Source organism: Bacillus sp. ISL-18 (assembly GCF_018613415.1).
Lineage (GTDB): Bacteria > Bacillota > Bacilli > Bacillales > Cytobacillaceae > Neobacillus.
Genome location: NZ_JAGGQG010000010.1, coordinates 1 through 22,639 on the forward strand (window position 1 = coordinate 1; position 22,639 = coordinate 22,639).

Annotated in this window: 22 protein-coding genes and 1 pseudogene; 2 read left to right on the forward strand and 21 right to left on the reverse strand. The window is 39.2% G+C overall.

The features are described from left to right. Nucleotides 1-457 precede the first annotated feature (457 nt). Entirely contained in the window at nt 458-586 is a 129-nt protein-coding gene (locus tag J7E81_RS30915; protein WP_285292013.1) for a hypothetical protein, read from the forward strand. Between the two features lie 60 nt (nt 587-646). Here J7E81_RS30915 and J7E81_RS12965 read toward each other — a convergent pair whose 3' ends face one another. The 6 genes from J7E81_RS12965 to J7E81_RS12990 form a co-directional block, all read right to left on the reverse strand. Beyond that, complete coding sequence (locus J7E81_RS12965; protein WP_215042648.1) at nt 647-1,417, reverse strand: class I SAM-dependent methyltransferase; 771 nt, start codon at nt 1,415-1,417, stop codon at nt 647-649. A gap of 110 nt (nt 1,418-1,527) precedes the next feature. Beyond that, nucleotides 1,528-2,280 (reverse strand): exodeoxyribonuclease III, encoded by a 753-nt coding sequence (locus J7E81_RS12970; RefSeq protein ID WP_215042650.1) that lies wholly within the window; start codon nt 2,278-2,280, stop codon nt 1,528-1,530. Between the two features lie 155 nt (nt 2,281-2,435). Beyond that, nucleotides 2,436-3,221 (reverse strand): divergent polysaccharide deacetylase family protein, encoded by a 786-nt coding sequence (locus J7E81_RS12975; RefSeq protein WP_215042652.1) that lies wholly within the window; start codon nt 3,219-3,221, stop codon nt 2,436-2,438. Nucleotides 3,222-3,342: 121 nt separating this feature from the next. Continuing rightward, entirely contained in the window at nt 3,343-3,783 is a 441-nt protein-coding gene (locus tag J7E81_RS12980; RefSeq protein WP_215042654.1) for a peptidylprolyl isomerase, read from the reverse strand. A 224-nt stretch (nt 3,784-4,007) separates the two neighbouring features. Then, entirely contained in the window at nt 4,008-4,454 is a 447-nt protein-coding gene (locus J7E81_RS12985; protein WP_251028630.1) for a CBO0543 family protein, read from the reverse strand. Next, entirely contained in the window at nt 4,387-5,355 is a 969-nt protein-coding gene (locus tag J7E81_RS12990) for a DUF2515 family protein (RefSeq protein ID WP_374104036.1), read from the reverse strand. Before J7E81_RS12990 ends, J7E81_RS12985 begins: the two co-directional genes overlap by 68 nt. Before the next feature lie 235 nt (nt 5,356-5,590). Here J7E81_RS12990 and shc point away from each other — a divergent pair, with 235 nt between their 5' ends. Then, a complete protein-coding gene (shc, locus tag J7E81_RS12995) occupies nt 5,591-7,453 on the forward strand; it encodes a squalene--hopene cyclase (protein WP_215042656.1) in 1,863 nt (620 codons plus the stop codon). Between the two features lie 40 nt (nt 7,454-7,493). Here shc and mug read toward each other — a convergent pair whose 3' ends face one another. The 15 genes and pseudogenes from mug to J7E81_RS13065 form a co-directional block, all read right to left on the reverse strand. Further along, the gene (gene mug, locus J7E81_RS13000; RefSeq protein WP_215042658.1) at nt 7,494-7,997 is read right to left on the reverse strand and encodes a G/U mismatch-specific DNA glycosylase; all 504 of its coding nucleotides are present in this window, start codon (nt 7,995-7,997) and stop codon (nt 7,494-7,496) included. 58 nt (nt 7,998-8,055) lie between these two features. Next, the gene (locus J7E81_RS13005) at nt 8,056-8,637 is read right to left on the reverse strand and encodes a YitT family protein (RefSeq protein ID WP_215042660.1); all 582 of its coding nucleotides are present in this window, start codon (nt 8,635-8,637) and stop codon (nt 8,056-8,058) included. Nucleotides 8,638-8,759: 122 nt separating this feature from the next. After that, nucleotides 8,760-10,085 (reverse strand): Na+/H+ antiporter NhaC family protein, encoded by a 1,326-nt coding sequence (locus J7E81_RS13010; protein WP_215042662.1) that lies wholly within the window; start codon nt 10,083-10,085, stop codon nt 8,760-8,762. A gap of 140 nt (nt 10,086-10,225) precedes the next feature. Beyond that, nucleotides 10,226-12,095 (reverse strand): annotated as a pseudogene (gene abc-f, locus J7E81_RS13015) (ribosomal protection-like ABC-F family protein). 159 nt (nt 12,096-12,254) lie between these two features. Further along, a complete protein-coding gene (locus J7E81_RS30920) occupies nt 12,255-12,380 on the reverse strand; it encodes an RAxF-45 family protein (protein WP_285292014.1) in 126 nt (41 codons plus the stop codon). Between the two features lie 106 nt (nt 12,381-12,486). After that, nucleotides 12,487-12,900 carry a hypothetical protein gene (locus J7E81_RS13020; protein ID WP_215042664.1) on the reverse strand — a complete coding sequence of 138 codons (414 nt, stop codon included), beginning with the start codon at nt 12,898-12,900 and terminating at the stop codon, nt 12,487-12,489. Nucleotides 12,901-12,925: 25 nt separating this feature from the next. Further along, the gene (locus J7E81_RS13025; protein ID WP_215042666.1) at nt 12,926-13,816 is read right to left on the reverse strand and encodes a peptidylprolyl isomerase; all 891 of its coding nucleotides are present in this window, start codon (nt 13,814-13,816) and stop codon (nt 12,926-12,928) included. 10 nt (nt 13,817-13,826) lie between these two features. Continuing rightward, on the reverse strand, nt 13,827-15,314 hold the full coding sequence (locus J7E81_RS13030) for a S1C family serine protease (protein ID WP_215044321.1): 1,488 nt from the start codon (nt 15,312-15,314) through the stop codon (nt 13,827-13,829). A 144-nt stretch (nt 15,315-15,458) separates the two neighbouring features. Further along, complete coding sequence (locus J7E81_RS13035) at nt 15,459-16,889, reverse strand: sensor histidine kinase (protein WP_285292015.1); 1,431 nt, start codon at nt 16,887-16,889, stop codon at nt 15,459-15,461. Further along, nucleotides 16,861-17,562, reverse strand: a complete 702-nt coding sequence (locus tag J7E81_RS13040; RefSeq protein ID WP_215042668.1) for a response regulator transcription factor — start codon at nt 17,560-17,562, stop codon at nt 16,861-16,863. Before J7E81_RS13040 ends, J7E81_RS13035 begins: the two co-directional genes overlap by 29 nt. A 179-nt stretch (nt 17,563-17,741) precedes the next feature. Then, the gene (locus tag J7E81_RS13045) at nt 17,742-18,734 is read right to left on the reverse strand and encodes a phosphotriesterase family protein (RefSeq protein WP_215042670.1); all 993 of its coding nucleotides are present in this window, start codon (nt 18,732-18,734) and stop codon (nt 17,742-17,744) included. Nucleotides 18,735-18,799: 65 nt separating this feature from the next. After that, entirely contained in the window at nt 18,800-19,774 is a 975-nt protein-coding gene (locus tag J7E81_RS13050) for a quinone oxidoreductase family protein (protein WP_215042672.1), read from the reverse strand. 11 nt (nt 19,775-19,785) lie between these two features. Then, complete coding sequence (locus tag J7E81_RS13055; protein ID WP_215042674.1) at nt 19,786-20,565, reverse strand: enoyl-CoA hydratase/isomerase family protein; 780 nt, start codon at nt 20,563-20,565, stop codon at nt 19,786-19,788. Nucleotides 20,566-20,642: 77 nt separating this feature from the next. After that, nucleotides 20,643-21,389, reverse strand: coding sequence for a 2-phosphosulfolactate phosphatase (locus J7E81_RS13060; RefSeq protein WP_215042676.1), 747 nt, complete (start codon nt 21,387-21,389; stop codon nt 20,643-20,645). 18 nt (nt 21,390-21,407) lie between these two features. Beyond that, complete coding sequence (locus J7E81_RS13065; protein WP_215042678.1) at nt 21,408-22,484, reverse strand: phosphotransferase family protein; 1,077 nt, start codon at nt 22,482-22,484, stop codon at nt 21,408-21,410. Nucleotides 22,485-22,639 lie beyond the last annotated feature (155 nt).

A 22,639-nucleotide genomic window follows, 5' to 3' on the forward strand; every position in this document is an offset into this window, starting at 1 on the left:
GCATGTATTAGGCACGCCGCCAGCGTTCGTCCTGAGCCAGGATCAAACTCTCCAAGAAAGTTGATTAGCTCATTTTGTTACGTTGGCTTCATTTCATAAGAAATGAATATTATTGTTTGTTGACGTTTTTGTTTGTTTAGTTTTCAAAGAACAATTATCGTCTACTAATCTATCAATTAGCGACATATGTTATCTTAACATAGTGTTTAAGTCTTGTCAACTTCTAATAAAATGTTGTTCATTACTGAACTCTCAAATCAATTCGTCGAAGCGACATTGATAATAATACTATCTTCACTCAAGATAGTCAACTATCTTTTTAAAATTTTTTATAGAAAAATAAAACTCCATATCTAATTCAAAACTAGAATACTACAACCTAGATAATGAATTAGTTTTAAATAACCCATCAGTGGTTAAAATATAATAGTAAATATTTGTAAAGGAGTGTTGAATAATGAATGTTAATACCTTTAAAAAAGATGAAAACGATCAACCCGTTGAACAGGAACAAATAGAAGATCTAAACCCGGAGGAAAGGGTACCAGAATTCGACGAAATAGGAACAGCCCTAAACGGTATATGATTTATCAATAAAAAACCCTTCGCAGTTAGAGAATATCTCTTTTTGCAAAGGGGTCTTTTCTTATTTTTTAATTGCTTTTAGAAGGATGGCTTCTCCTTGAAAAGATATTATTTGACTCTCTTTGATCGTAATTTTAAATTTATCCTTGATTCTATCGGAAGCACTTATCATATACTGGGTCAAATTTTTCTTTTCTTCGATAGGTAAGTTCATTCGATTACACCAGGAATCAAAATAAAAGATTTTTTCAAAACGATGCCATTCAACAATTTCGAAACCAGCAAACTCAAGCATACGAATCCACTCACTCTTCTTCCATGCCCTAAAATGACTGTAATCCCGCCATTTTTCTATTTTATTATAAAATTGGTCGTATTCGTCATCTTCCGGAACAACATTATCGTCCAATAAAAATTGCCCGCCTTGCTTTAGGACACGGGATACTTCCTTAGTAAACTGACTAATGTTGGGAAAGTGATGCGGGGCTATCCTGCATGTGACAACATCAAAAGAATTGTTCGAAAAAGGTAAATCTTCAGCATCCCCTTTTACTAACTCTACATTTTGATTCCCATTTCCTTTTACAAATTTCTCCGCAGCCAATAACATCTCCTGAGTTAAATCCACTGCGGTTACCCTCTTTACTAGCGGAGCAAATGCGTTAGCCGTATGGCCTCCACCCGTGGCAATATCAAGAAGTTCTTCTTTCCCTGATACTTCAGCCATTGCTAATAATTTTTGCAGATCCTTTCCATCTTTATGGATCGGACTATTCACGTATGAATCCGCACTTTTTCCAAATTGCTGCTGTACATCCTTTTTGAGATCCATTATTATCCCTCCAAGAAATTCCTTATATACTAACTATAAGGCAGCATCTCGATGAAGAAAATTTCCGTTTTTCAATACATTGTTATAAGAAATTCTTATTGAAAAGGGCTTTATTTAAGTTCAAGCACGACCGGACAATGATCACTCCCCATTACATTGCAATGGATTTCAGCATTTATAAGACAATCTTTCATGGAATCTGACACGATAAAGTAGTCTATACGCCAGCCAATATTTCTTTCACGTACCTTGTTCATATAAGACCACCATGTATAGGCTCCTTCCTGTTGTGGATAGAAATAACGGAAGCTGTCTATAAAACCAGAGCCAAGCAAGGTTGTCATTTTCCCTCGTTCTTCATCTGTAAAGCCGGAGTTCCCTATATTGGATTTTGGATTACGAAGATCAATCTCCTGATGGGCAACATTTAAATCTCCGCATAATACAACTGGTTTTATTTTATCTAAATCCTTCAAGTGCTGAAGAATCCGATCTTCCCATTCCAAGCGGTACCCAATTCTAGCTAGATCTCTTTGTGAATTTGGAACATAAACATTAACCAAGAAAAAATGGTCAAATTCCAGTGTGAGAATTCGACCCTCTTCTTCCACATCTTCTTCATCTACTCCATATTTAACCGACAGCGGTTTTACCTTTGTAAAAACGGCTGTACCGGAATAACCCTTTTTGATAGCGTAATTCCAATATTGATAATATCCATCTAATTCCAGACTGATTTGACCTTCTTGCAGTTTCGTTTCCTGAACGCAGAAAATATCCGCATCTACTTCTTGAAAATAATCTAAAAATCCTTTTTTCACGCAAGCTCTAAGGCCATTCACATTCCAAGATACTAACTTCATTTTACCTATTCCCTCTCCCTAATTCTATGTGTTAACCAATGATTTGTTTATTTAATAAGTCAGGTGCCATTTTACCAGTTTAGCACGTATAGGAAAAGAATTCTGAATGACCATTGTTTTCCATCCATCAAAAAAGACAGCTCTCGCTGTCTTTTTCATGGTACAAATTGTTTTTTTGTCAGTTCACCCGCAAATAGTTCCGACACGGGTACTATTTTTATATTCCGCTTTTTAAATTCATCGATAGCTTGAAAGATCCCTATTGAACAAACTTTTCCTGTAACACCTACATGTCCAATGGCAATTCCTTTGCCTTTTACCTCTGTTACCTTTGCCAACCTGACCATTTGTTTTCGAACATGGGAAGATGAGGAAATATCATCGAGAAATACATCTCGTTTTAAAAGTGGAACCCCTAGTTCCTTTGCAATCTCTGGAAATTTTGTTCCTGGACTTGTCCCGCTGTCAATTATAAATAAGTTCTTTACCTTAGCTACTTCTACAATTGTCCGAACAATTTCTTCGTTTTCAACTGCTCGGGAACCCATATGATTATTTAGACCAACCGCATATGGGACACTATTTATAGCTTCCTCTACACGTTTTCTTACTTCTTCTTTCGAAAGGTCAACCGTAATTGGTTTAGGACCTAACCATGATCTCTTTCCTCGCTTAGGCTCCATTGGCAAATGAACCATAACCTCAAAACCGTTTTTATGTGCCCACTCTGCATGTGCCTTAGAATTTTCCGTAAATGGCATCACGGCAGCAGTAATGGGAATGTCACCTTCTAAGAAATCACGTACACCACCGGTACCCCCGCCAAAATCATCAATAATAATCGCTGCCTTCAGTTCTTTTGCTTCCTTTTTATTTTCTGCCGCATTTGTGTGAAAAGGGAATAACAAGAAAGGGATAAGCACCAGCATTAACTTTTTCATATAGCCCCTCCAATTGATTGCTTTAAAGTTAATGTGCCCGTTTGTATTTCCCTATACTACTTGTTAATGACTATTTTCTCTTGCATAAAAAAAGGGAGCGAATCCGCTCCCTTTTTCTTACCTATTCTTCATCATAAACTTTAACTTCAACCATTTTATCGCCATTTCTCATGTTTCTAGCTGTTTCTAATCCAGATGTTACTTGTCCAAAAACAGTGTGAACACCATTTAAATGTGGCTGGGATTCATGCACGATAAAGAATTGGCTGCCCCCTGTGTTTCTTCCTGCATGCGCCATTGATAAGGAACCTGGTACATGTTTATGTGGGTTTCCTTCTGTTTCACAGTTGATGGTGTAGCCAGGTCCACCCATCCCTGTTCCCGTTGGATCCCCTCCCTGTGATACAAAACCAGGGATTACACGGTGAAAAATAACTCCATTATAAAAGCCTTCATTTGCTAATTTTTCAAAGTTAGCAACCGTTCCAGGTGCTTCATTTGAGAACAAATCAAATTCAATCTTTTCGCCATTTTCCATCAATATGTATCCTTTTTTAGCCATAAAAAACACTCCTTTATGTAAAAATCATTATTATCATACACTTTTCTATCGAGAAAAGAAAGTTTTGCCAACTAATATTTTCACTATATCTGTGGTATTATAAGAGTACCCCCTCCGAACATTCGCTTGTTGCGGGACACTTAACCACTGTACGGACGGAGGGGGCAGGTGCCGCAATGACGGCATCACGAAAGCCGAGACTGCGGTCTCGGCTTTTTGTATTTTTATCGAACTCTTTTTCCCATCAACTCATGAAATAACCAAACAATTGTAAGAAAAAACAAATAACCAAGAAATGTGTATAGGTGTTTCCAATCAACTGAGTGAGTAAACAAACCTAATAATTCCGCTAATTTTTCAAGAATAGGCATTAGCAAGCTCACAAATAAGATAACTCCTGCTTTCCCCCAGTTCGTTAACTGGGCAATACTTCGTAAAAGTATTAATGTCATGAGCGGCAGTACCAATAACGTAAACGCAATATTAATTGAAAAAATTTCTGGGAATGGTCTTAAAGGAAATTGATAAAAGTGCTTTCCAACAAAATATAAATCTAAATATGTCCCTAGCAAAGAGGCGAGGACCATACTGCCAAGTTCATATTTAGAAGGTAATCGCTTTTTTGGCAAGAGCTGCAAGTTCGAGTCGTTCGAGTGTTTTGCAATATTCATCCTTAATCTCCCCGTCAATAAATTCATCATCTTCCATTAGGTAATCCACAATACGCCAATCTGAAAACCAATCCCCTTGTTCTGCTTCTTTATGAGTTTCATTTTTCCAGGCATTCTCAAGTGTTGGACTATAGATTCTTTTTGACCCTGGCCTTAACTGGCAGGACTCTAAGTGAAGCTGGTATGGAAATCCCGGCGTACCTTCATTTACACTATTAAAAATATCTGGCCAATAATCCTTTCTAGAGCCCGTATGGGGATGGCTTTTTGCCCATTCTACTGACATTCGGTGAATCACATTATTTTTAAAAAGAAGCTGATACAATCGCTTTCCAAGTAAAATCCTCTCATGTAATGACTCAAATTGATGCACAGTTAATCCCGCCAACTTCTTATTCCCATATGGAAACAGAATATGATTAAACGATAACCAATCTTGAAGCAAAAATTCAAATTTTTCCAAGACATCTTTTTGGTACTGCTGATTTTGAACGACTCTTTTTTCAAGGTAATTTTGTTCATTAATTACGAGGGCCATTGTTAGGATATACGTATCATTTGTTTGCCAATACTGATTCCAGATCGTTTCCATAAAAGTGGAGATATTTAAATGAGCAAATAAGTGAAACAAGGGCTTTTTTTTTCTAAGGCTTTCTTCATAGAGCAAAAACTGCGGATAAACGTCTTGAAAAATCAGCCAATTACCCCGCTCTAAAAATTGAAAGAATAATTGACGATCTTTTCTTGCTATTAATCGATTCAGAAATTCCCCTTTTAAATCAGTCATATTCCATCCGCCATTCCGCGAAACCATATGTCCTAGAAAAGCCCAGTGAATATCCGGAAAACGAAGATAAAAATCAAGGTAAGCTTTAGTCCTGGTGACATTATTCAAATTCATTTCTTTCGTTTTTTGCGTTATTTTTTCTAGAAGACTTAAATCATACTTGGTGATTGAAGAAAAAGGCAGCGGCGTTTTACTTTTTTTCTTTAATTCATCCGTTATGTTTTCAAGCGGAGGCCTCTCTCGATTTCTGATAAAAAAAATAGTCCTTTCCCTCCCTTACGAATTCTCCAGTAATAATGAGAATATGTATAGATAGATGTGAAATTTTGGGAGAGGAATGTGAGGTTCGATGACTGATACAAAAAAAGGCATGGATTGGATTATTGAAGTGCTGCGAAAGGATCAATCTCCCAACGGCTCTTGGGACTATCCATTTGAAACAGGCATATCTACGGATGCCTATATGATCATTTTATTACGGACATTGGAATTACATGATGAAGAATTAATTCAAGGGCTTGCAAAAAGAATCATTAGCAAACAGGAGGAAAATGGGGCCTGGAAGCTCTTTTATGATGAGGGATCTGGAAATTTGACGGCAACTGTTGAAGCTTATTATAGCTTGTTGTATTCGGGATACTATTCAAAAAATGACAAACGCTTAGTGGCGGCAAAACGTTTTATTCTTGCTAACGGAGGTTTAGAACAAGTAGGTATGTTTACTAAAGTTATGCTTGCGTTAACCGGTCAATACACCTGGCCTTCCTATTCTCCGCTCCCAATTGAACTAATTCTCCTGCCGCTTCATTTTCCAATTAATTTTTATTCGTTTTCCGTGTTCGGCAGGGCTAATTTAACCCCCATCATGATTTTGGCAGATAACAAGTTCACGATGAAAACAGACAAGAGTCCTGACCTTTCTGATCTATATTTAAATAGAGAGGTAGAACATCATTGGGCCCACTCAGATGACTATCGCTCCTTGTATTCCTTTATTAAAGACGGAGTAGAAAGTTTGCTTGGGTTACCAAAACAGCTTCATCAACTTGCGATAGAACGAGCTAAAAAGTATATGCTAGATCATCTTGAGCCGGATGGTACGTTTTACAGCTATTACAGCTCGACTTTTTTAATGATTTTTGCATTGTTATCATTGGGTTATAAAAAAACAGATCCCGTACTAACCAAAGCAATTGAGGGTATCACCTCGATGAAGTGTGAAATAGACGGGTTCCCTCATATGCAATATACCACTGCAAATTTGTGGAATACTTCATTAATTGGCTTTTGTTTACAAGCAGCAGGAGTTTCACCCGAGGATCCCATGGTAAAACAAGCTAATCAATATTTACTTGAACGGCAGCACCGTCAATTTGGAGATTGGGTGATTCATAATCCTAAGACTTTGCCAGGCGGGTGGGGCTTTTCTGATATCAATACGATTAACCCGGATGTCGATGATACAACCGCTTCACTTCGCTCGATTTCTCGAGTCATTCCGCCTGAAATGCAGGCTTGGGATCGTGGCATCACCTGGTTATTGTCTATGCAAAATGATGATGGAGGCTGGGCGGCATTCGAGAAAAATATCGATTCAAAGCTGCTTCAATTTCTGCCAATTGAAAAAGCAGAATTTATCCTTACCGATCCGTCAAGTGCTGATTTAACCGGGAGAACTCTTGAATTTTTGGGTCATTACACTAATTTATCACAGGATCATACCGCCATAAAAAAAGGAATTCATTGGCTATTGAGGAATCAGGAAAGAGATGGTTCCTGGTACGGAAGATGGGGAATTTGCTATCTCTATGGTACTTGGGCTGCAATTACAGGCCTTATGGCAGTTGGTATTTCTGCACGTAACGCTTCAATAGAAAAAGCGGTTAAATGGATCCTTAATAACCAGAATTCCGACGGGGGCTGGGGAGAGTCATGTCATAGTGACAGTAAAAAAAGGTATGTCTCGTTACCCGCAAGCACGTTAACGCATACCTCCTGGGCTCTTGATGCGCTCATTTCCGTGGCAGATAAACCGACAGCCGCAATCAAAAAAGGAATGACTTATTTACTTCATTCACTAGAAAAAGTGGATTGGACGACACAGTACCCCAAAGGGCAAGGAATGGCAGGTGCGTTTTACATTCATTATCACAGCTACCGATACGTCTTTCCACTTGCCGTTTTAGCGCATTATCATAAAAAATTCGAATAACCACTACATCGCATCGACGGTATCAACATCCGTCGATGTTTTATTTTATTTCAAGCTGAAGCAGCCTGTAGATCTCTACAATTTCAGCCATTTTCATTCTGACTAGGCCGCTCGACGACGGAGCCACAAAATCAATAACTCCTGGGACAACCGGCTCCGTTTGTTTTCCCCATGGAACAGACTTTTTTCCACTGTATTCCTGATAGACACCCTTACCAACAAAACAAACCACCTTCGGCCGATATCGTACAATTTTTTGTTTTAAAATCTCTTTTCCCTTTTTATATTCTTCTCTTATAATCTCATCAGCTGCCTTGGTTGGCCGCTCTACAATATTGGTAAAACCATAACCAGAATCCAATAGCTGAGCATCCTCTTCTGGCTCATATTTTCTAGGCGTTAACCCTGCTTCAAATAAAATCTTCCAAAACCTGTTGTTTGGGTTTGCGTAATGATGTCCACATTCACTCGAGCGAATACTTGGATTAAAACCTACAAATAAAATCTTTAAATTCTCAGCTAAATGATCATCTACCAGTTTCACCGTTTTCCTCCTCGACGCATTATCTTTTTATTCTATTATACCCATTTTAAGTTTGTTTTCAGCTTACATGCTTAATCCGACTGTAGGATGTAATAATCGTTGCTAGCATTCCAATAATGGAGATGATTAATAATGAATATAAAAGCCTCACATCCTGCAAGAGAAAAAGTCCTGTTAAAATAATCACGGTATCGAGGGCAACCATGATAACCCCAACATTCACCTTTGTCCATTTTGCGAGTAAAAGGGCGAGTAAATCCATACCGCCTGGACTGATATGATTTCGCAGCATAACCCCTACTCCTACTCCAATCATGATCGAACCGATGATTACACTGCTGATAATTGGCAGTGTAATTATTCCATTTAACGGTAGTAATAGTTCAATTAAACAACCTGAAAAAATCGCCCCTAGCAGCCCATTATAGAAATAACTAGGATCTTTTTTTAAAGCAAAAAGATAAATAGGAATATTCAACAGGATAAACATAACCCCCACTTTTAATCCCCAAACATAATTTAACAGTAAGCTGATACCAAATATTCCACCATTTATTAAATGGAATGGAAGAATAAACATATTGATTCCCACACTCATCATTGTGCTCCCGAATCCGATCACCGCTAATTTTCTCAGCATCCCATCATCCCTTGTCCAAATACTTTATTACCACTTATATGATAAAAAAACGGACTTCATTCAAAAGATATTCAGCGATTCGATTCGAAAAAGGAAAAACAGAGCCAAGATAGCCTCTGTTTTTAAGCCGTTGCAGTATGATGTTTTTTGGATTTCCGCCATTCCCTTCCAAACGATATCAATATCGTAACGATCGGTAATAGCCATAAAAATAATGCAAAGGGCAAATACTCAAGCAATGGAATACCTACGATTGTGCTGCACATGATCGTAAGCACGCTCCATGGAACAATACCAGGAAATAGCATGGTCGAATCTCCCATCACCCTTGCTAACTCTTCCTTTCCATAATAATGAGACCAATGCGGGAGAAACGATCTCCCGGTTAAAATAATCGGAAGTGTCTGATTAGCAGCGATGAGAGTTATGATTAGGGTTGCAAAAATCGTTTTTAAGGTATCAATAAGCAAATTGTGCGACGATTCCAGCCATTTGTCCAAATAGGGCTGAAGAACATTCATCTCTTCCAAAAGACCATTATAGGCACCAGCCAGAGCTAAAAAAAGCAGCAATTGATACATATGAACAAAACCGCCGCCTAGACCATCAATACCATGCCAAAGAGCACCAGTTAATTGGGTCCATGACGCTCCGTTGACAAAAGAAATGACAACTGCTGATAGAATACTAGATAAAAATGCATAAATGATACTCAACCTAAAAAGAACAAACACAATTAGAATAATAGGAGGAAAAAACTTTGCCAAAGACAGCTTACTCCAGACCAAATGACTGCTTGGTAAAGATGCCTTACTGGCAAAACTAATATCCACAACACCATAAAAGCATAGACAAACAAGAATCGCAGCAATGGTGGTAATAAACATTGCTTTCTGCTGCCTTTTTACAGGTACCTCGACCGTGTGGGACAGTAATTGATGCGCGCTGGAATACGGTGATGTCCGGTCTCCCACAAAAGCCCCGGAAACTAATGCTCCGGCTACAATAGGAAGAGGAAGATGAAGTACTGCCGCGGTCCCTAAAATCGGAACCCCAATTGCACTTAGTGTCCCGATCGTTGTACCAAGCAGCATGGAGAAGATCATGCTAATAACAAATGATAAAATAAAAAAGTGGTGTGGATGGATAAGATTTAGTGCCATATGGACCATTTGCTCAATCGTTCCCGATAAGTACCAGGAAGGGAGCAAAAAGCTGACTAACAATAAAATAATAATCACAATTCTTGTTTTATGAACACCTAGCAAACTAATTTTTATTGATTTTCTAATTGGAAATTTATTTTTTAATGAAAGAAAAAATAAAACCAGATATCCTGGAAGAAAACCTATAACTAGCGGCTGGTGATAGATAACAGACCAGATCACCCCGACTATGGTAGTAAGTAAAAGAAACAGGACCTGCATAAAAGAAAACTTTACCATCATACAAAACCACCTTTAGAAGTAAGAACACTCCTCATTATAAGGAAAACTTCGTACTTCGAAAAGACTCTTAAAAGAGAGCCGTACAATTTACCATTCAAAAAAAACTCCTCATAAATTTCCTGAGGAGGTTTTTTTGCTTTTTAAACTACCTCATCCAATAATGCATAAAGCTGGTCGCGCTCACTCTCCCTTACTTCAATCTCCTGGAATATTTTCTGCAGCAATTCTAGCTCACTTTCCTTTTCAAGCCTTTGTTTTAGATCAGAAATATCACTTTCAATCTGTTCGATTTTCCTCTCAATTTCTTCTGTTTTTGTCTTCCCTACCTTTGTTGCTTTTGGAGGGATGGTTTTATCAATGACTACCTTAGAAACGATTGGTTTGCTTACACTCTGTGCCAACTTCCCTTTTGCCCAATCATAATTACCTTCGAAATGGTGGAGACGACCATTTTGGAGCCAATAGGTTTTAGTAAATATTTTATTTAAAAAGTATCTGTCATGGGATACAGCTAAAATCGTCCCATTAAACTGTTCCAGCGCTTCCTCAAGGACTTCGCATGAATCAATATCCAGATGGTTTGTCGGTTCATCCAAGATGAGCAAATTAATGTCTTGATACATCAATTGTGCCAGCCGCAAACGCATCCGCTCGCCCCCACTCAACTGGTTCACCTTACGAAACACAGCTGGACCGTAAAATAAAAACTTGGCTAAAATATGGCGGGCTTCTCTTTCATTCACTACTACCTCAGAACGAAATACATCGATCACTTGTTCATCGGCAAAATCCTGAAAGACATGCTGAGATAAATAACCCATTTTCACATTACTCCCAACCTTAATGACCCCTCTATCCGTTCCGACTTCCTTTAGAATCATTTTCAACAAAGTGGATTTTCCTGTTCCGTTATCACCGACGATGGCAGTTCTTTCCTTAAATTGGACCAGCATATTCACTTCATTAAACAAATTCCGAGTACCACAGCTCTTTGACACGCCCTCAAGAACGATAACATCTTTCCCACTCCGATCTCCCGCATCAAAATCAATGGCCATTTTTTTGACGTCAATCTTGGGACGATCTAGTTTTTCAATACGGTCAAGGGCGCGCTGCATATTGGTGGCTCGCTTATGAAGCGCCGCACTTGGCGGATTGGACCGGTTCGCCCAATCACGAAGACGCTTGATGGCTTCTTTCATCTTTTTAATTTTCCGCTGCTGCTCTTGATATTCTTGAAATTCCCGCAACAACTTTTCTTCTTTCTCTTTCACGTAGCCACTAAAATTCGTATGAAATAACTGCACTTCACCATCTTCCATTTCCAGTACTTTTGTCACTACCTCATCTAAAAAATAACGGTCATGAGAGATCAGAATAATAGTCCCTTTATAGTCGTTCAGATAGCCCAGCCATTCGATCGCCTCTAGGTCTAGATGATTAGTCGGTTCATCCAGAAGCAATAGATCAGGATTCCTCAACAAGCTAAGCCCGAGGCCTACCTTGGTCTTCTCCCCGCCACTTAAGGCCGCGAAAGTCTGTTCCAGCAGATGGGTAATATTTAATCCACTAGCAATCCTGTCTAATTGAGCTTCCATTTCATACCCGCCATTTAAAATAAACTCATCCTGGAGGATACCATACTCGTCCATGAGTCTTTGTAAGTCAATAGGAGTAAACTCTTGAGCCATTTCATGCTCCATTTCCTGAAGCCTTAATTCAGTTTGGATTAATTTTCCAAAGGCGGTTTTAAGAACTTCCCTTACCGTTAAACTTTTATAATCAGGAATTTGAGCTAAGTAGCCAATGTTCAATCCCTTTTTCCAGTGAATAATCCCCTCATCAACAGGGTTCCTGATTTGCTATCAGCTTGATTAATGTCGTTTTCCCGCCGCCATTCCGGCCGACTAAGCCAATCCGGCTCCCTTCGTGTACTTCAAAGGATAAGTCTTTGAATATCGTATTGCCCCCGTACGATTTTGATATATGATTTATACTACAGTTAATCATGTTCATTCTCCTTAAAAAAATAAAATGAACATCTCTATTACGCAAAATAAGCCACGGGCATCTTTTTCCCGCAGCTTTACAACGGCATGAAAAAAGAGAGCACACGAAGCACCCTCTTCTACATACCTATATTAATGGGCAAAGAGATGTGTTATCGTTCTAATTTCTGATGCAGTTTCGAAAAAAGGGCAGACTTCCCCCTTGGAAAACTACTTCATGAAAATTTGCACGATAAATAGTTAGCGCTTTAAGCCACTCTAGACGTGCAATAATAGAACGTTTCATCTCTTCCCCACCTCCGCTTCCATCCAAGTTACTCCCATTGTAAAATGTTCAAGAAGCATTTGCAAGCCCAAATTATCCAACTTGTCTGAAGGTTTAAAATTCACCTTCAGTGAAGGTATTTCTTTCTTGAGCTAAACCTTCTGCGGTATACAAATTTACGTAAATCATCATCCTTCAAATGATTATCATAAATTAAAAATAATAGGGACTGTAACTCTGGATAACGCTCCATGACGAAAAGGGCGAACTCCTTTCGTCCGCCCTTCATTATTAATTTAAACTCTTCCTGTTTGACAATTTCTTTCAACTGCTTCTCATAATAAGCTTTTGAATCTTCCCATTTTTCCTTACGATTTTCTAACGTATCACGGGCATACTCAGGTAATTTGTCGATAACTTGGTCAATATAGCCTTCTGACCACATGATCATCTTATCCTTCTCAGGCAATTCAAAGACCATATTCATAAGTTCAAGGTCATCTCCTGTACTGCTTGCTGCATGTTTCCCTACCCGATTCACTTTTGTCCACCCCTTGGTTGTTGGGTTATGCTTCTTTACTCAATGTATTTTCAATATCATAGCTCTTCTTCTTGCTGTCTATCCATGTTTGATATTGAGAATCGACTTTTTGATCAAATAATGTTTCTTTTATTTGGGCCTTGCTGTCCTCATAGTTTGCTGCTTGTGCTGCCTTTTTAGCCTCCACTTTAATAATGTGGTACCCGTATTGTGTCTTTACAGGGTCACTAATGGTGTTTACCGGCAAGGAGAAAGCTACGTTATCAAACTCAGTTACCATCGTTCCTTTTGCAAAGTAACCAAGCTCGCCGCCATTAGCTTTTGTTCCTTCATCCGTCGAGTATTTTTTTGCTAATGCTGCAAAGTCCTCGCCATTATCCAATTTTTGCTTGATTTCCTTTGCCGTTTTCTCATCTGTAACAAGAATATGGCTGGCTTTTACTTGCTCTGCTGACGCAAATGAATCTTTGTTTTCTTCAAAATAAGTTTTCATTTCCTCATCAGTAATTTTGATATCTGGTTCCATTAGTTTTTTTAAGATGAGATAATTCTTTAAATCGTTTTTAACAACAGTAAGAGTGGTATTATTGCTCTGAAGCGCCTGATTAAAGGCGTCATCTCCACCATATTGTTCTTTTAAATTGTCAATTTCCTTATTGACTGCACTATTTGAAACCGTAACTTTTTGTTTAGCTGCCTCTGCCGCAACAATTTTATCACTAATGATTTGATCAACGGTGGCCGAACCATACTGTTCGACCATTTTATCATACAGTTCATCCTTGCTAATGGATTCACCATTAAATTTTGCCACCGCATCATCCTTAGTGAAGGTAAAGGTTAGATAGACACCTGCAGCTACGATGAACGCCAAAATAAGCGCGGTCATCCATTTATTTTTCTTTATCCATGTCATTACCTTGCCGTCATCCTTCCGACTGTGCTGTTAGTTTAGCAGATAATGTGATCAGTTTTCCGTTTCGGTACACTTCGAACTTAATCGTGTCACCTGTTTTCACTTTTGAGTATAAATATTTCCTGAGTTCTGATGAATTTGCGATCTGAGTTCCATTCATGGATACTATAATATCCTTTGGCTGGAATCCTGCTTTCGCTGCTGCAGAATTGTTATCAATGTTCATAACAAGAACACCTTTTGTAACATTCTGTGGCAGGTTTTGGTAGTACATCTGCGGCACTTGGTCTAAGTCAGCGAGACCGACACCTAAATATGGACGAGCGATTTTACCATTTTTAATTAGTTGGTTCACAATCGGAATAAAATCATTACTTGGGATTGCGAAACCAAGCCCTTCCACCCCGGTTTCGGATATTTTCAAGCTGTTAATTCCAATCACTTGACCTTGAGTATTGATTAGAGCACCGCCGCTGTTCCCAGGATTAATCGCTGCATCTGTTTGAATAACATTTGTATCCCAATTACCTGCAGAGGTGGACACGGAAATTGATCGGTTAGTCGCACTAACGATACCTTGCGTAACAGTTCTAGATAAATCAATGCCAAGTGGATTCCCAATTGCATAAACCGTGTCCCCAGGTCTTAATTTGGTTGAGTCCCCAAAGTTTGCCGTGGTCGTTACATATTTAGCATCAATTTTTAAAACGGCTAAATCTGTTAACGCATCGGTTCCGACTACTTCGGCAGTTGTCTTTTGACCATCATATAGTGAAATTTCGAGCTTAGAAGCCCCTTCAACCACATGATTATTGGTCACAATATAGGCGATATTATTATTCTTTTGGAAAATTACCCCTGAGCCGGAGCCGGTTTCAACACTTTGTGATGAGTTTGGATCCGAATAAGAATTTGAATTTGAATCGGAATTCCCCCAAAAATCAGTGGATTGCTGTTGTTGCTGCTGTTGGTAATTTACAATCCCTACAATCGCTTTGGACAGCTTTTCTACGGTGTCAGCAACGGAATTTGTCGATACGGCTGTTGGCTGTGCCGTTACGGGTTTAACATTATTACTACTTGCAGGGCTGCTAACCTCTTGATCTTGGCTACTTTGATTAAAGTTTTGCAAATAATCAGTATGTGGTAAAACAGCTAGCGTGAGAACTGAACCAATAACACCCGCTGCAATCGTGGAAACAAATCCTTTTGCCTTACGCTTTTTTGTTTCCGGATGAAGATTAGCACGGGTTTGTTCTGCTACAGGAGGTTCAACATTTTCCTCTGCTAATCTTCTTTTCCAAAGGCCTTCATCGTCCCTTGTCTTATTCGACTCTACTGAGAAAGTCGCATCCACAGCATTCACAGTATTCTCTGAATGGCTTTCGTCCTTCATTTTTTCAAGAGAAGGATCTTGTGGATTTGTATTATTGTTCATCTCGGATGAGTTTGATTGATAAGTTTCGAATTCATTTTCATTATTATTTTTGAAGTCCATCATCATCGATCTCCTTTAATCTATTACTTACCTTGTCTATACTTTAACTCACAAATCTTAACAAATTATTAACAAACTTTAACGAGTTTAAGAAAAATGCTTTAAAAACATGAAAAAGCTGCGGCAAGTCCGCAGCTTTTTCGATTATTCATTTTTTAAACGAATCGTAAATTTCGTTCCTTTTCCTTTTTCACTAGTAACATCTATTTCACCGTTATGAAGCAGTACTAATTGTTTCACAATCGACAGACCTAATCCAAATTCTCCATATGGCGTACTGGTTCTTGAAATATCCGCTTTATAAAAACGACGCCAGATGTTTTCAACTTCTTTGGAATCAATCCCAATTCCTGTATCCTCTACTTCAATAATTGTGGCATGATCTTCTTTTCTTCCGCGCAGCCAAATCGTCCCGTCGGCAGTAAATTGAATACTATTTTTTGTGATATTGATTAATATTTGAATAAGCCTGTCATAATCAGCCAGTACCATTATCTCAGGTTCGGCCTCAACGATAATGCGGTTGTTTTTCTCTTCCGCTAACATACTCAACTGATCTTGAATAATTTCCAGCGCTTCTAATAATTGAATTTCCTCTTTGAATAATTTAATTTGATTAGATCGTATTTTTTCAAAATCCAAGTTTTCGTTAACAAGACGAATCAGCCTTTTCGCCTCTTGACTCACTAAATTAATTCCCCGCTCCTTATCTTCTTCAGGAATCATATCATTTTTCAGACCTTCAATCACACCGCTGATTGTTGTTAATGGTGTGCGCATTTCATGGGAAACATCCGCCATGAACTGGCGCCTTCTATTTTCAAGACTTTCAATTTCGAGCATCGATTCATTAATTTTATTTACCATATGGTTAAAATCATTAGCTAATTCACCAATTTCATCGAAATTTGAAGAATTAACTTTGACATGATAATTCCCCTCAGATACTTGTGACGTTGCCTCACGGAGCCGCTTAATCCGATGAACATGAATTCTTGATAAGAACATACTCTGTAAAAAGGAGACACCAAAAGCAATGAAAATGGTATAAAGTAAATACTTATTCAGCTGCTGAATCATCTTACTGGAACCGCTGATAGGCGACGTTAACAAGACTCCGCCGAAGAATCTTTGGTTCTCTATAAATGGCAGTACAACAAAGGTGACCCCTTCTTGCCCAAATCGTTTAAAGTCGCTTTGAACAATTAATGTCTTTCCTTTCGTTACTTGATCCCATTCCTTCTGAGATAAATTTTTAATGGCGGGACCATGTTTATTAACTAAATAGAGGTGACCATCCTGATCAAACATACTAAAACTCATTTTCCTCGCTGCCAATACATTGCTGTATTGATTAAGCACATCATCTGAGTCTATAGGGGCAGCGTCTTTTAAATCGGATAGAATCGCCTTTCCGTATGAAATCAGTTCTTCCGATTTAGTTTCATATATCAGGTTTTCGACATAATGAGCAAATAATAAACTTAACAATAAAAATGCAACAATAATAATACTAATATGACTAAAAAACTGCTGATAAAAATATTTAAATTTCATCTGCTTTGACTGCATCATCGAATTTATATCCTACTCCCCAAACCGTATGGAAGAAAGGCTGTAACGTAGTTTCCACTTTTTTACGCAGACGTTTAATATGAACATCCACTGTGCGTTCGTCTCCGTAGAACTGATATCCCCATACACGTTCTAGTAATTGTTCACGAGAAAAGACTTGACGAGGGTGCTCTACCATATAAGAGAGTAAATCAAACTCTTTCGGTGTTAAATTTGTCACCGGAGTTTCATCTACAAATACTTCTCTTGTTATTTTATTCACCCTAAAATGATCCGTTTTTATAATATTGTCTTGCTCTTTATGCTCTTGATTCTGAACTCTTCGTGTTACGGCTTTAATTCTGGCCATCAAAGTTAGCGGACTGAACGGTTTCGTGACATAATCATCCGCCCCCATTTCCAGACCTAGTACTTGGTCAGATTCACTATCCTTCGCAGTCAACATAATGATCGGAATAGTAAACTTCTCTTCGCGAATTTTCCGACAGATTGTAACCCCATCCATACCAGGAAGCATCCAATCGATAATCAGGGCGTCCCATGTTCCGTTCTTAAAACGGTTGTACCCTTCTAATCCATCGTTAACAAACTCGCCATCAATCCCCTCCTTAGCAAAAAACATCTCAATCATGGAGCAGACACTTTTATTATCTTCAATCACTAATAATTTCACAGTTACTCATCCCCTAGCCATAAAACTCTTTTTTCTTAGTTTATACGAAAATTTTTGCATATCCAACCTCCTGCCCAATAATTACATTTTAATTAAGAGTTTGTTCATAGTTTTTTAATATTTAGGTTTTTACAACAAAAAAAAAGAGACTTGAAATGTTCAAGCCTCCTAACTCCTTACTATACTTTTACAGCAGCACCGGCAAATAGCGATTCCGCATTTTCGCCGAGCATTTTGTTCAATTGTTTTTCGGTTATGCCCTTCTCTCGTAAGTCTGGCAAGATATTGTCAAAAATATGACCAGGATGCCAATTCTCCATAATTTTCATTACTTGCTTATTCATTAATGGCGGCCTGCCAAGCCAAATATTTACACTGTCATGGGCTAATAAAATTTGATCCTCGTACCCCTCTTCCAATAGGGAAATTAACGTGGCGACCCGTTCTTGATCAAGTGGTGCCCCTACTAGGACTTGAATTCCAAAACGGTCGAAACCGATTCTAACCCCTTGGTCCATGACTTCCTTATGATAGGCTGTGTTGGTATTTCCGCACATATGTCCAATGATGATTTTATTCGGATCTGCTCCAAGGGCAATCAGCATTCTTGCTTGTTCCGGCCCCATCGTACCTTCTTGTGTATGCGTTAAAATAACAATTCCTGTTTCCTGTTGAACCCGTGCCGCAGCTCGGAAGAACATACTTTCATATTCGGTGATTTCATCTTTACTCGAGGCTAATTTAATAATCCCCGGCTTAATTCCTGTCTCGGCGATGCCTTCTGTAATTTCAGTTTTAAACATTTGATAAATTTCCTCTTCTGCCGTTCCTAATCCCTGTCTAAATTTGAAATATGGAGTTGCCCCCTCGCCTTCATAATAATAACCAGTCGCACAGATAATTTGCAGGCCTGTCGTTTCCGAAATTTTTCGTAGAAAAAGAGGGTTTCGGCCGCACTCATTTGGGGTAGGATCGACAACGGTTTGGACACCATAGCTTTGCATCTGTCTCGCAATGCCAATGGCAGTTTCTAAGGCTTCCTCTTCATTAAATGCACCAAGTGTAACGTCTCCTTGAAATCCCGGGTAGCCAAAAATAAAATGTTCGTGGATAAGCGTTTTTCCAAGTTTGTCAACTGGTATTGGACCTTTAACGGTTTCAACTGTTTTCATTGATTGGATCTCCTTTTCCGTTTCAAATAAAATAGTGGATCAACAAGTTACACTAGTTGCAGTCTTTATGGTTCTAAAATCAATTTGCCTTGAGTCTTTCTTGATTGTAATAAAGTATGAACGTTAGCCGCCTCCACTAATGGAAACACACCGCCAATGGTCAGCTTTAATTTTCCTTGGCCAAGATAAGAGAATAATTCTACTAAACTCGGCTGAAGCAGTTCTGGTTTTCTCATGATTTGCGGCAGGAAAAATCCAATCACGGATTGATTCCTCGCCATGAGTGATGATGGATAGAACCGGCTTTGTTCGCCGCTTGCTGCACCAAAAATAACGAGGCGGCCAAAGGTTGCTAGACATTTAACGGTTTTATTAAAGACCTCACCGCCGACCATTTCGAGTGCAACATTTACCCCCTTGCCGCCGGTTGCTTCAAGTACCTGCTTTTCCCAATCTGGCTCGGTATAATTTATTAGAACATCCGCTCCCATTTCGCGGGCCAAGGCTAACTTTTCTTCTGAACTTGCGGTGGCAATCACTTTTCCGGCCCCAAACAATTTGGCTAGCTGCACGGCGATTGTTCCGACACCACCTGCAGCGGCATGCACGAGGACACTTTCCCCTTTTTCCAAACGTCCCATTGTTTTTAAAATATGATAGGCGCTAAGACCTTGAAGAGGCAGTGCGGCAGCAGTGTGGAAATCTAATTGTTCTGGAATAGGAATGATCGACCGTTCGTCCGCAATGGCAAATTCTGCATAACCTCCTGATTCAATTAATGTCACAATTCTTGTACCAGGCTTTATTTTTGTCACTTGATCGCCAACTGCGGTAACGAATCCGGCTATTTCTGCCCCAGGAATAAATGGAAGTGGTGTTTTCACCACATACTGTCCTTCTCGTCGCGCCGTATCAGCATAGTTGACACCAATTGCTTTAATTTCGATTAAGACTTCATGTCCTTGAGGTACCGGTTTTTCAATATCGACGAAGTTTAAAACCTCTGGTCCACCATATTCCCTTAGCTGTATTGCTCTCATATTATTCACTCCTACTTTCCCTTAAAGGCTGGTTTTCTTTTTTCTTTAAATGCGGCTATACCTTCTTGGTGGTCGTCCGTTTCCACCATAAGCGTTTGAATTAAACGCTCCTGTTCGAGGATCTCTTCAAGCGTGGAGGTAAACGCCTGATCAATAAGTTTTTTCTGTTTTCCATATGCCCTACCAGGGCCATGTGCCAGTTTTAAAGCAAACTTGGTTGTTTCTTCTTGGAGTTTTTCGAGTGGAACTAGATAGTTGATTGCCCCTAATTGGTAAAGGCGCTCAGCCGGGATCGGTTCGGCAGTAAAAAAGAATTGTTTGGCCAAGTGGGGGCCGATCAGTCTAGGAAGTAAATAAGACCCGCCGCCATCGGAAATGAGACCCACTTGAGAAAAACTCAGAGCAAACTTACTTCCTTCTGCTGCCAAAATGAGATCGCACGCCAAGGCTAAATTAACACCTGCTCCTGCTGCAAAGCCATGAACAGCTGCAATAATGGGCTTTTCTGTTTCTTTCATTAATACAATCAACTCATTGAGTTTGCCAATATGTTCGTATACTTGAACTCCTTTTGCCTGCCCCATGGTTTTGACGTCACCGCCCGCACTAAAAGCACGCCCCGCTCCGGACAAGACAATCACTTGAATATCCTCGTTATTTTGTGCTTGAAGGAGGGCTTCCTTAATTCCCAAGATCATCTCCGGGCTAAAGGCATTAAGGCTTTCTGGACGATTTAAGGTTAAGGATAAGACTGGACCAAGTTTTTCAACTACTAAATGTTCTTGCGTCATTTTTTCATCTTCCTCTCGATTAGATTGATTATATTTGACAATCCTTCTTTACTAACTGGAAACCAGCATACCTAGCGTTAATCGGTTTTGCGAGACAAAGTTGGTTCAACCGTTACCTTCCCCTCTGTTAAAATTGGTACAATCAAGGTAATTCCTTTCGATGCAGCGACCTTCAAGTCAGGGTGCTGATTATGTTTTTCTAGCAGCCTGCCAACATATGAATCTAACAATACTTCGTAGGAATCATCTTGACTGCGGTAAAAATATAGAGCTGTTTTAGCCGCATCTGTTAGTTCATATTCCCTCTGTTTTTGCAGACAATCGATTAAGTGCCCAGCGCCATAAAAATCCTCTAAACTCGTTTCACCTGAATTACCGGAACAAATAATTAGAATGGTATGATCATCCATACAGTGCTGCAGTGAACTGGCAACTGCAGGATTGTTGAGCAACGAACCAATATAGACCTTTTCTGCCTGAGCTGATTTCCTTAGAGCGACGGTTCCATTTGTAGTAGACAATATTAATGTCTTCCCTTTAATCTTTTCACTAATTAGGGTTGGACTTGGATAAACAAAACCATCTATTGGTCTTGCATCCAGTTCACCCGCCAGAATATATTCCCCCTGTGAAAACTCTTTTGCAACTACCATTGCTTCACGGCTATGCAAAACAGGAATGACTTCCTTTGCTCCATCCTTTAATGCCGAAACAATCATTGTGGTCGCCAGAAGCACATCTAAGACGACTGCTATCTTATTTCCAACTGCCATTTTTTCTTCTTTAATGTCTTCTTTTTTCATCAGAAGGTGAATTTTTGTCATTCCTATTCGGCTCCCCCATTAAAGCTTTTCTTCCGACACAAGTGCGGCATGCAAAATTAAGTTCTTTACAAAGTGGTTAAAGCTTGCAAAACGAGTGTCACTGGTTTGCCCCTTTTTGTAACGATAATAAATTTGCTGCCCAATTACGGCGAGTTTGAAGTAGGCAAAGGTTAAATAAAAATTGAAATTGGTAATATCCCTGCCGCTTTTTTGGGCGTATTGTTCAATAAATTCCTTTCTTGTAAAAAAACCATCGTGGACAGCGGTAACAGGTGCTTTCCCTAACCCATTGATCAATAATTCAGAGTCATTTCCCTGATTCCAATAACTCATTGCCACACCAAGGTCTGCCAATGGGTCGCCAACAGTGGTCATTTCCCAATCAAACAATCCGACCATTTCAGTTAATTCCTCATTAAACATGGCATTATTAAATTTATAGTCATAATGGATAACCGCAGCATCTGACTGTTTAGGAATATGATTTATTAGCCATGTTTTTAATGCCTCAACCACAGGGATCTCATCCGTTTTCGCACGCTCATACCTTCCAATCCAGCCATGGACTTGCCTTTCCATAAAGCCCTCCGGTTTACTTATCTCGGCAAGACCTGTCTGTTTGTAGTCTATTTCATGTAATTCCACTAGTTTTTCGACCATTACCTGTGAAAGGCGGCGGCAGAGTTCTCTCGTTACTTGCACTCCTTCTGGAAAAGAAGTATCAATAACCATGCCATTTTTTCTTTCCATGATAAAAAATGGACCCCCAACGATTGTTGGGTCCTCTGAATAAAGAAGCGGACTTGGAGCAACGGGAAAAATCGGATTCAGTGAAGAGAGAATTTTGTATTCTCTCCCCATATCATGGGCTTTTGGGGCCACTGGTCCGAGCGGTGGGCGTCTTAGCACGGCTTCCCAATTTCCAATTTTAATCTGATAGGTCAAATTGGAATGGCCAGCCGAGAACTGCAAAATATCCAGCTGTCCGCCCGGTAATGTATCAATATTTTCTCGCAAAAACTTCTCCAAAACAGTCAAATCCAATTCTTCGCCTTGTCGAACTGGAATCGTATCTTTATTCATTTGACTTGGCATGAAATACCTCCTACTATTTGAAGATTCCGACTTTTGAATGAAAAAATTCATTTTAAGCTCGTTATCCAGGCGTTTTTACATTATGACTCTTACTGTACATGCTATTTTCCATACTAACCGGTTAGTATTTCCTTCTCAAAAAAAGAGAGAAATTT

What these genes read in the sequence shown, in the direction of transcription:
- J7E81_RS30915 (WP_285292013.1), top strand. Translation starts at nt 458, where the DNA reads ATGAATGTTAATACCTTTAAAAAAGATGAAAACGATCAACCCGTTGAA.
- J7E81_RS12965 (WP_215042648.1), bottom strand. Translation starts at nt 1,417, where the DNA reads ATGGATCTCAAAAAGGATGTACAGCAGCAATTTGGAAAAAGTGCGGAT.
- J7E81_RS12970 (WP_215042650.1), bottom strand. Translation starts at nt 2,280, where the DNA reads ATGAAGTTAGTATCTTGGAATGTGAATGGCCTTAGAGCTTGCGTGAAA.
- J7E81_RS12975 (WP_215042652.1), bottom strand. Translation starts at nt 3,221, where the DNA reads ATGAAAAAGTTAATGCTGGTGCTTATCCCTTTCTTGTTATTCCCTTTT.
- J7E81_RS12980 (WP_215042654.1), bottom strand. Translation starts at nt 3,783, where the DNA reads ATGGCTAAAAAAGGATACATATTGATGGAAAATGGCGAAAAGATTGAA.
- J7E81_RS12985 (WP_251028630.1), bottom strand. Translation starts at nt 4,454, where the DNA reads ATGAATATTGCAAAACACTCGAACGACTCGAACTTGCAGCTCTTGCCA.
- J7E81_RS12990 (WP_374104036.1), bottom strand. Translation starts at nt 5,355, where the DNA reads ATGAATTTGAATAATGTCACCAGGACTAAAGCTTACCTTGATTTTTAT.
- shc (WP_215042656.1), top strand. Translation starts at nt 5,591, where the DNA reads ATGACTGATACAAAAAAAGGCATGGATTGGATTATTGAAGTGCTGCGA.
- J7E81_RS13005 (WP_215042660.1), bottom strand. Translation starts at nt 8,637, where the DNA reads ATGCTGAGAAAATTAGCGGTGATCGGATTCGGGAGCACAATGATGAGT.
- J7E81_RS13010 (WP_215042662.1), bottom strand. Translation starts at nt 10,085, where the DNA reads ATGATGGTAAAGTTTTCTTTTATGCAGGTCCTGTTTCTTTTACTTACT.
- J7E81_RS30920 (WP_285292014.1), bottom strand. Translation starts at nt 12,380, where the DNA reads ATGAAACGTTCTATTATTGCACGTCTAGAGTGGCTTAAAGCGCTAACT.
- J7E81_RS13025 (WP_215042666.1), bottom strand. Translation starts at nt 13,816, where the DNA reads ATGACATGGATAAAGAAAAATAAATGGATGACCGCGCTTATTTTGGCG.
- J7E81_RS13030 (WP_215044321.1), bottom strand. Translation starts at nt 15,314, where the DNA reads ATGGACTTCAAAAATAATAATGAAAATGAATTCGAAACTTATCAATCA.
- J7E81_RS13035 (WP_285292015.1), bottom strand. Translation starts at nt 16,889, where the DNA reads ATGATGCAGTCAAAGCAGATGAAATTTAAATATTTTTATCAGCAGTTT.
- J7E81_RS13045 (WP_215042670.1), bottom strand. Translation starts at nt 18,734, where the DNA reads ATGAAAACAGTTGAAACCGTTAAAGGTCCAATACCAGTTGACAAACTT.
- J7E81_RS13050 (WP_215042672.1), bottom strand. Translation starts at nt 19,774, where the DNA reads ATGAGAGCAATACAGCTAAGGGAATATGGTGGACCAGAGGTTTTAAAC.
- J7E81_RS13055 (WP_215042674.1), bottom strand. Translation starts at nt 20,565, where the DNA reads ATGACGCAAGAACATTTAGTAGTTGAAAAACTTGGTCCAGTCTTATCC.
- J7E81_RS13060 (WP_215042676.1), bottom strand. Translation starts at nt 21,389, where the DNA reads ATGACAAAAATTCACCTTCTGATGAAAAAAGAAGACATTAAAGAAGAA.
- J7E81_RS13065 (WP_215042678.1), bottom strand. Translation starts at nt 22,484, where the DNA reads ATGCCAAGTCAAATGAATAAAGATACGATTCCAGTTCGACAAGGCGAA.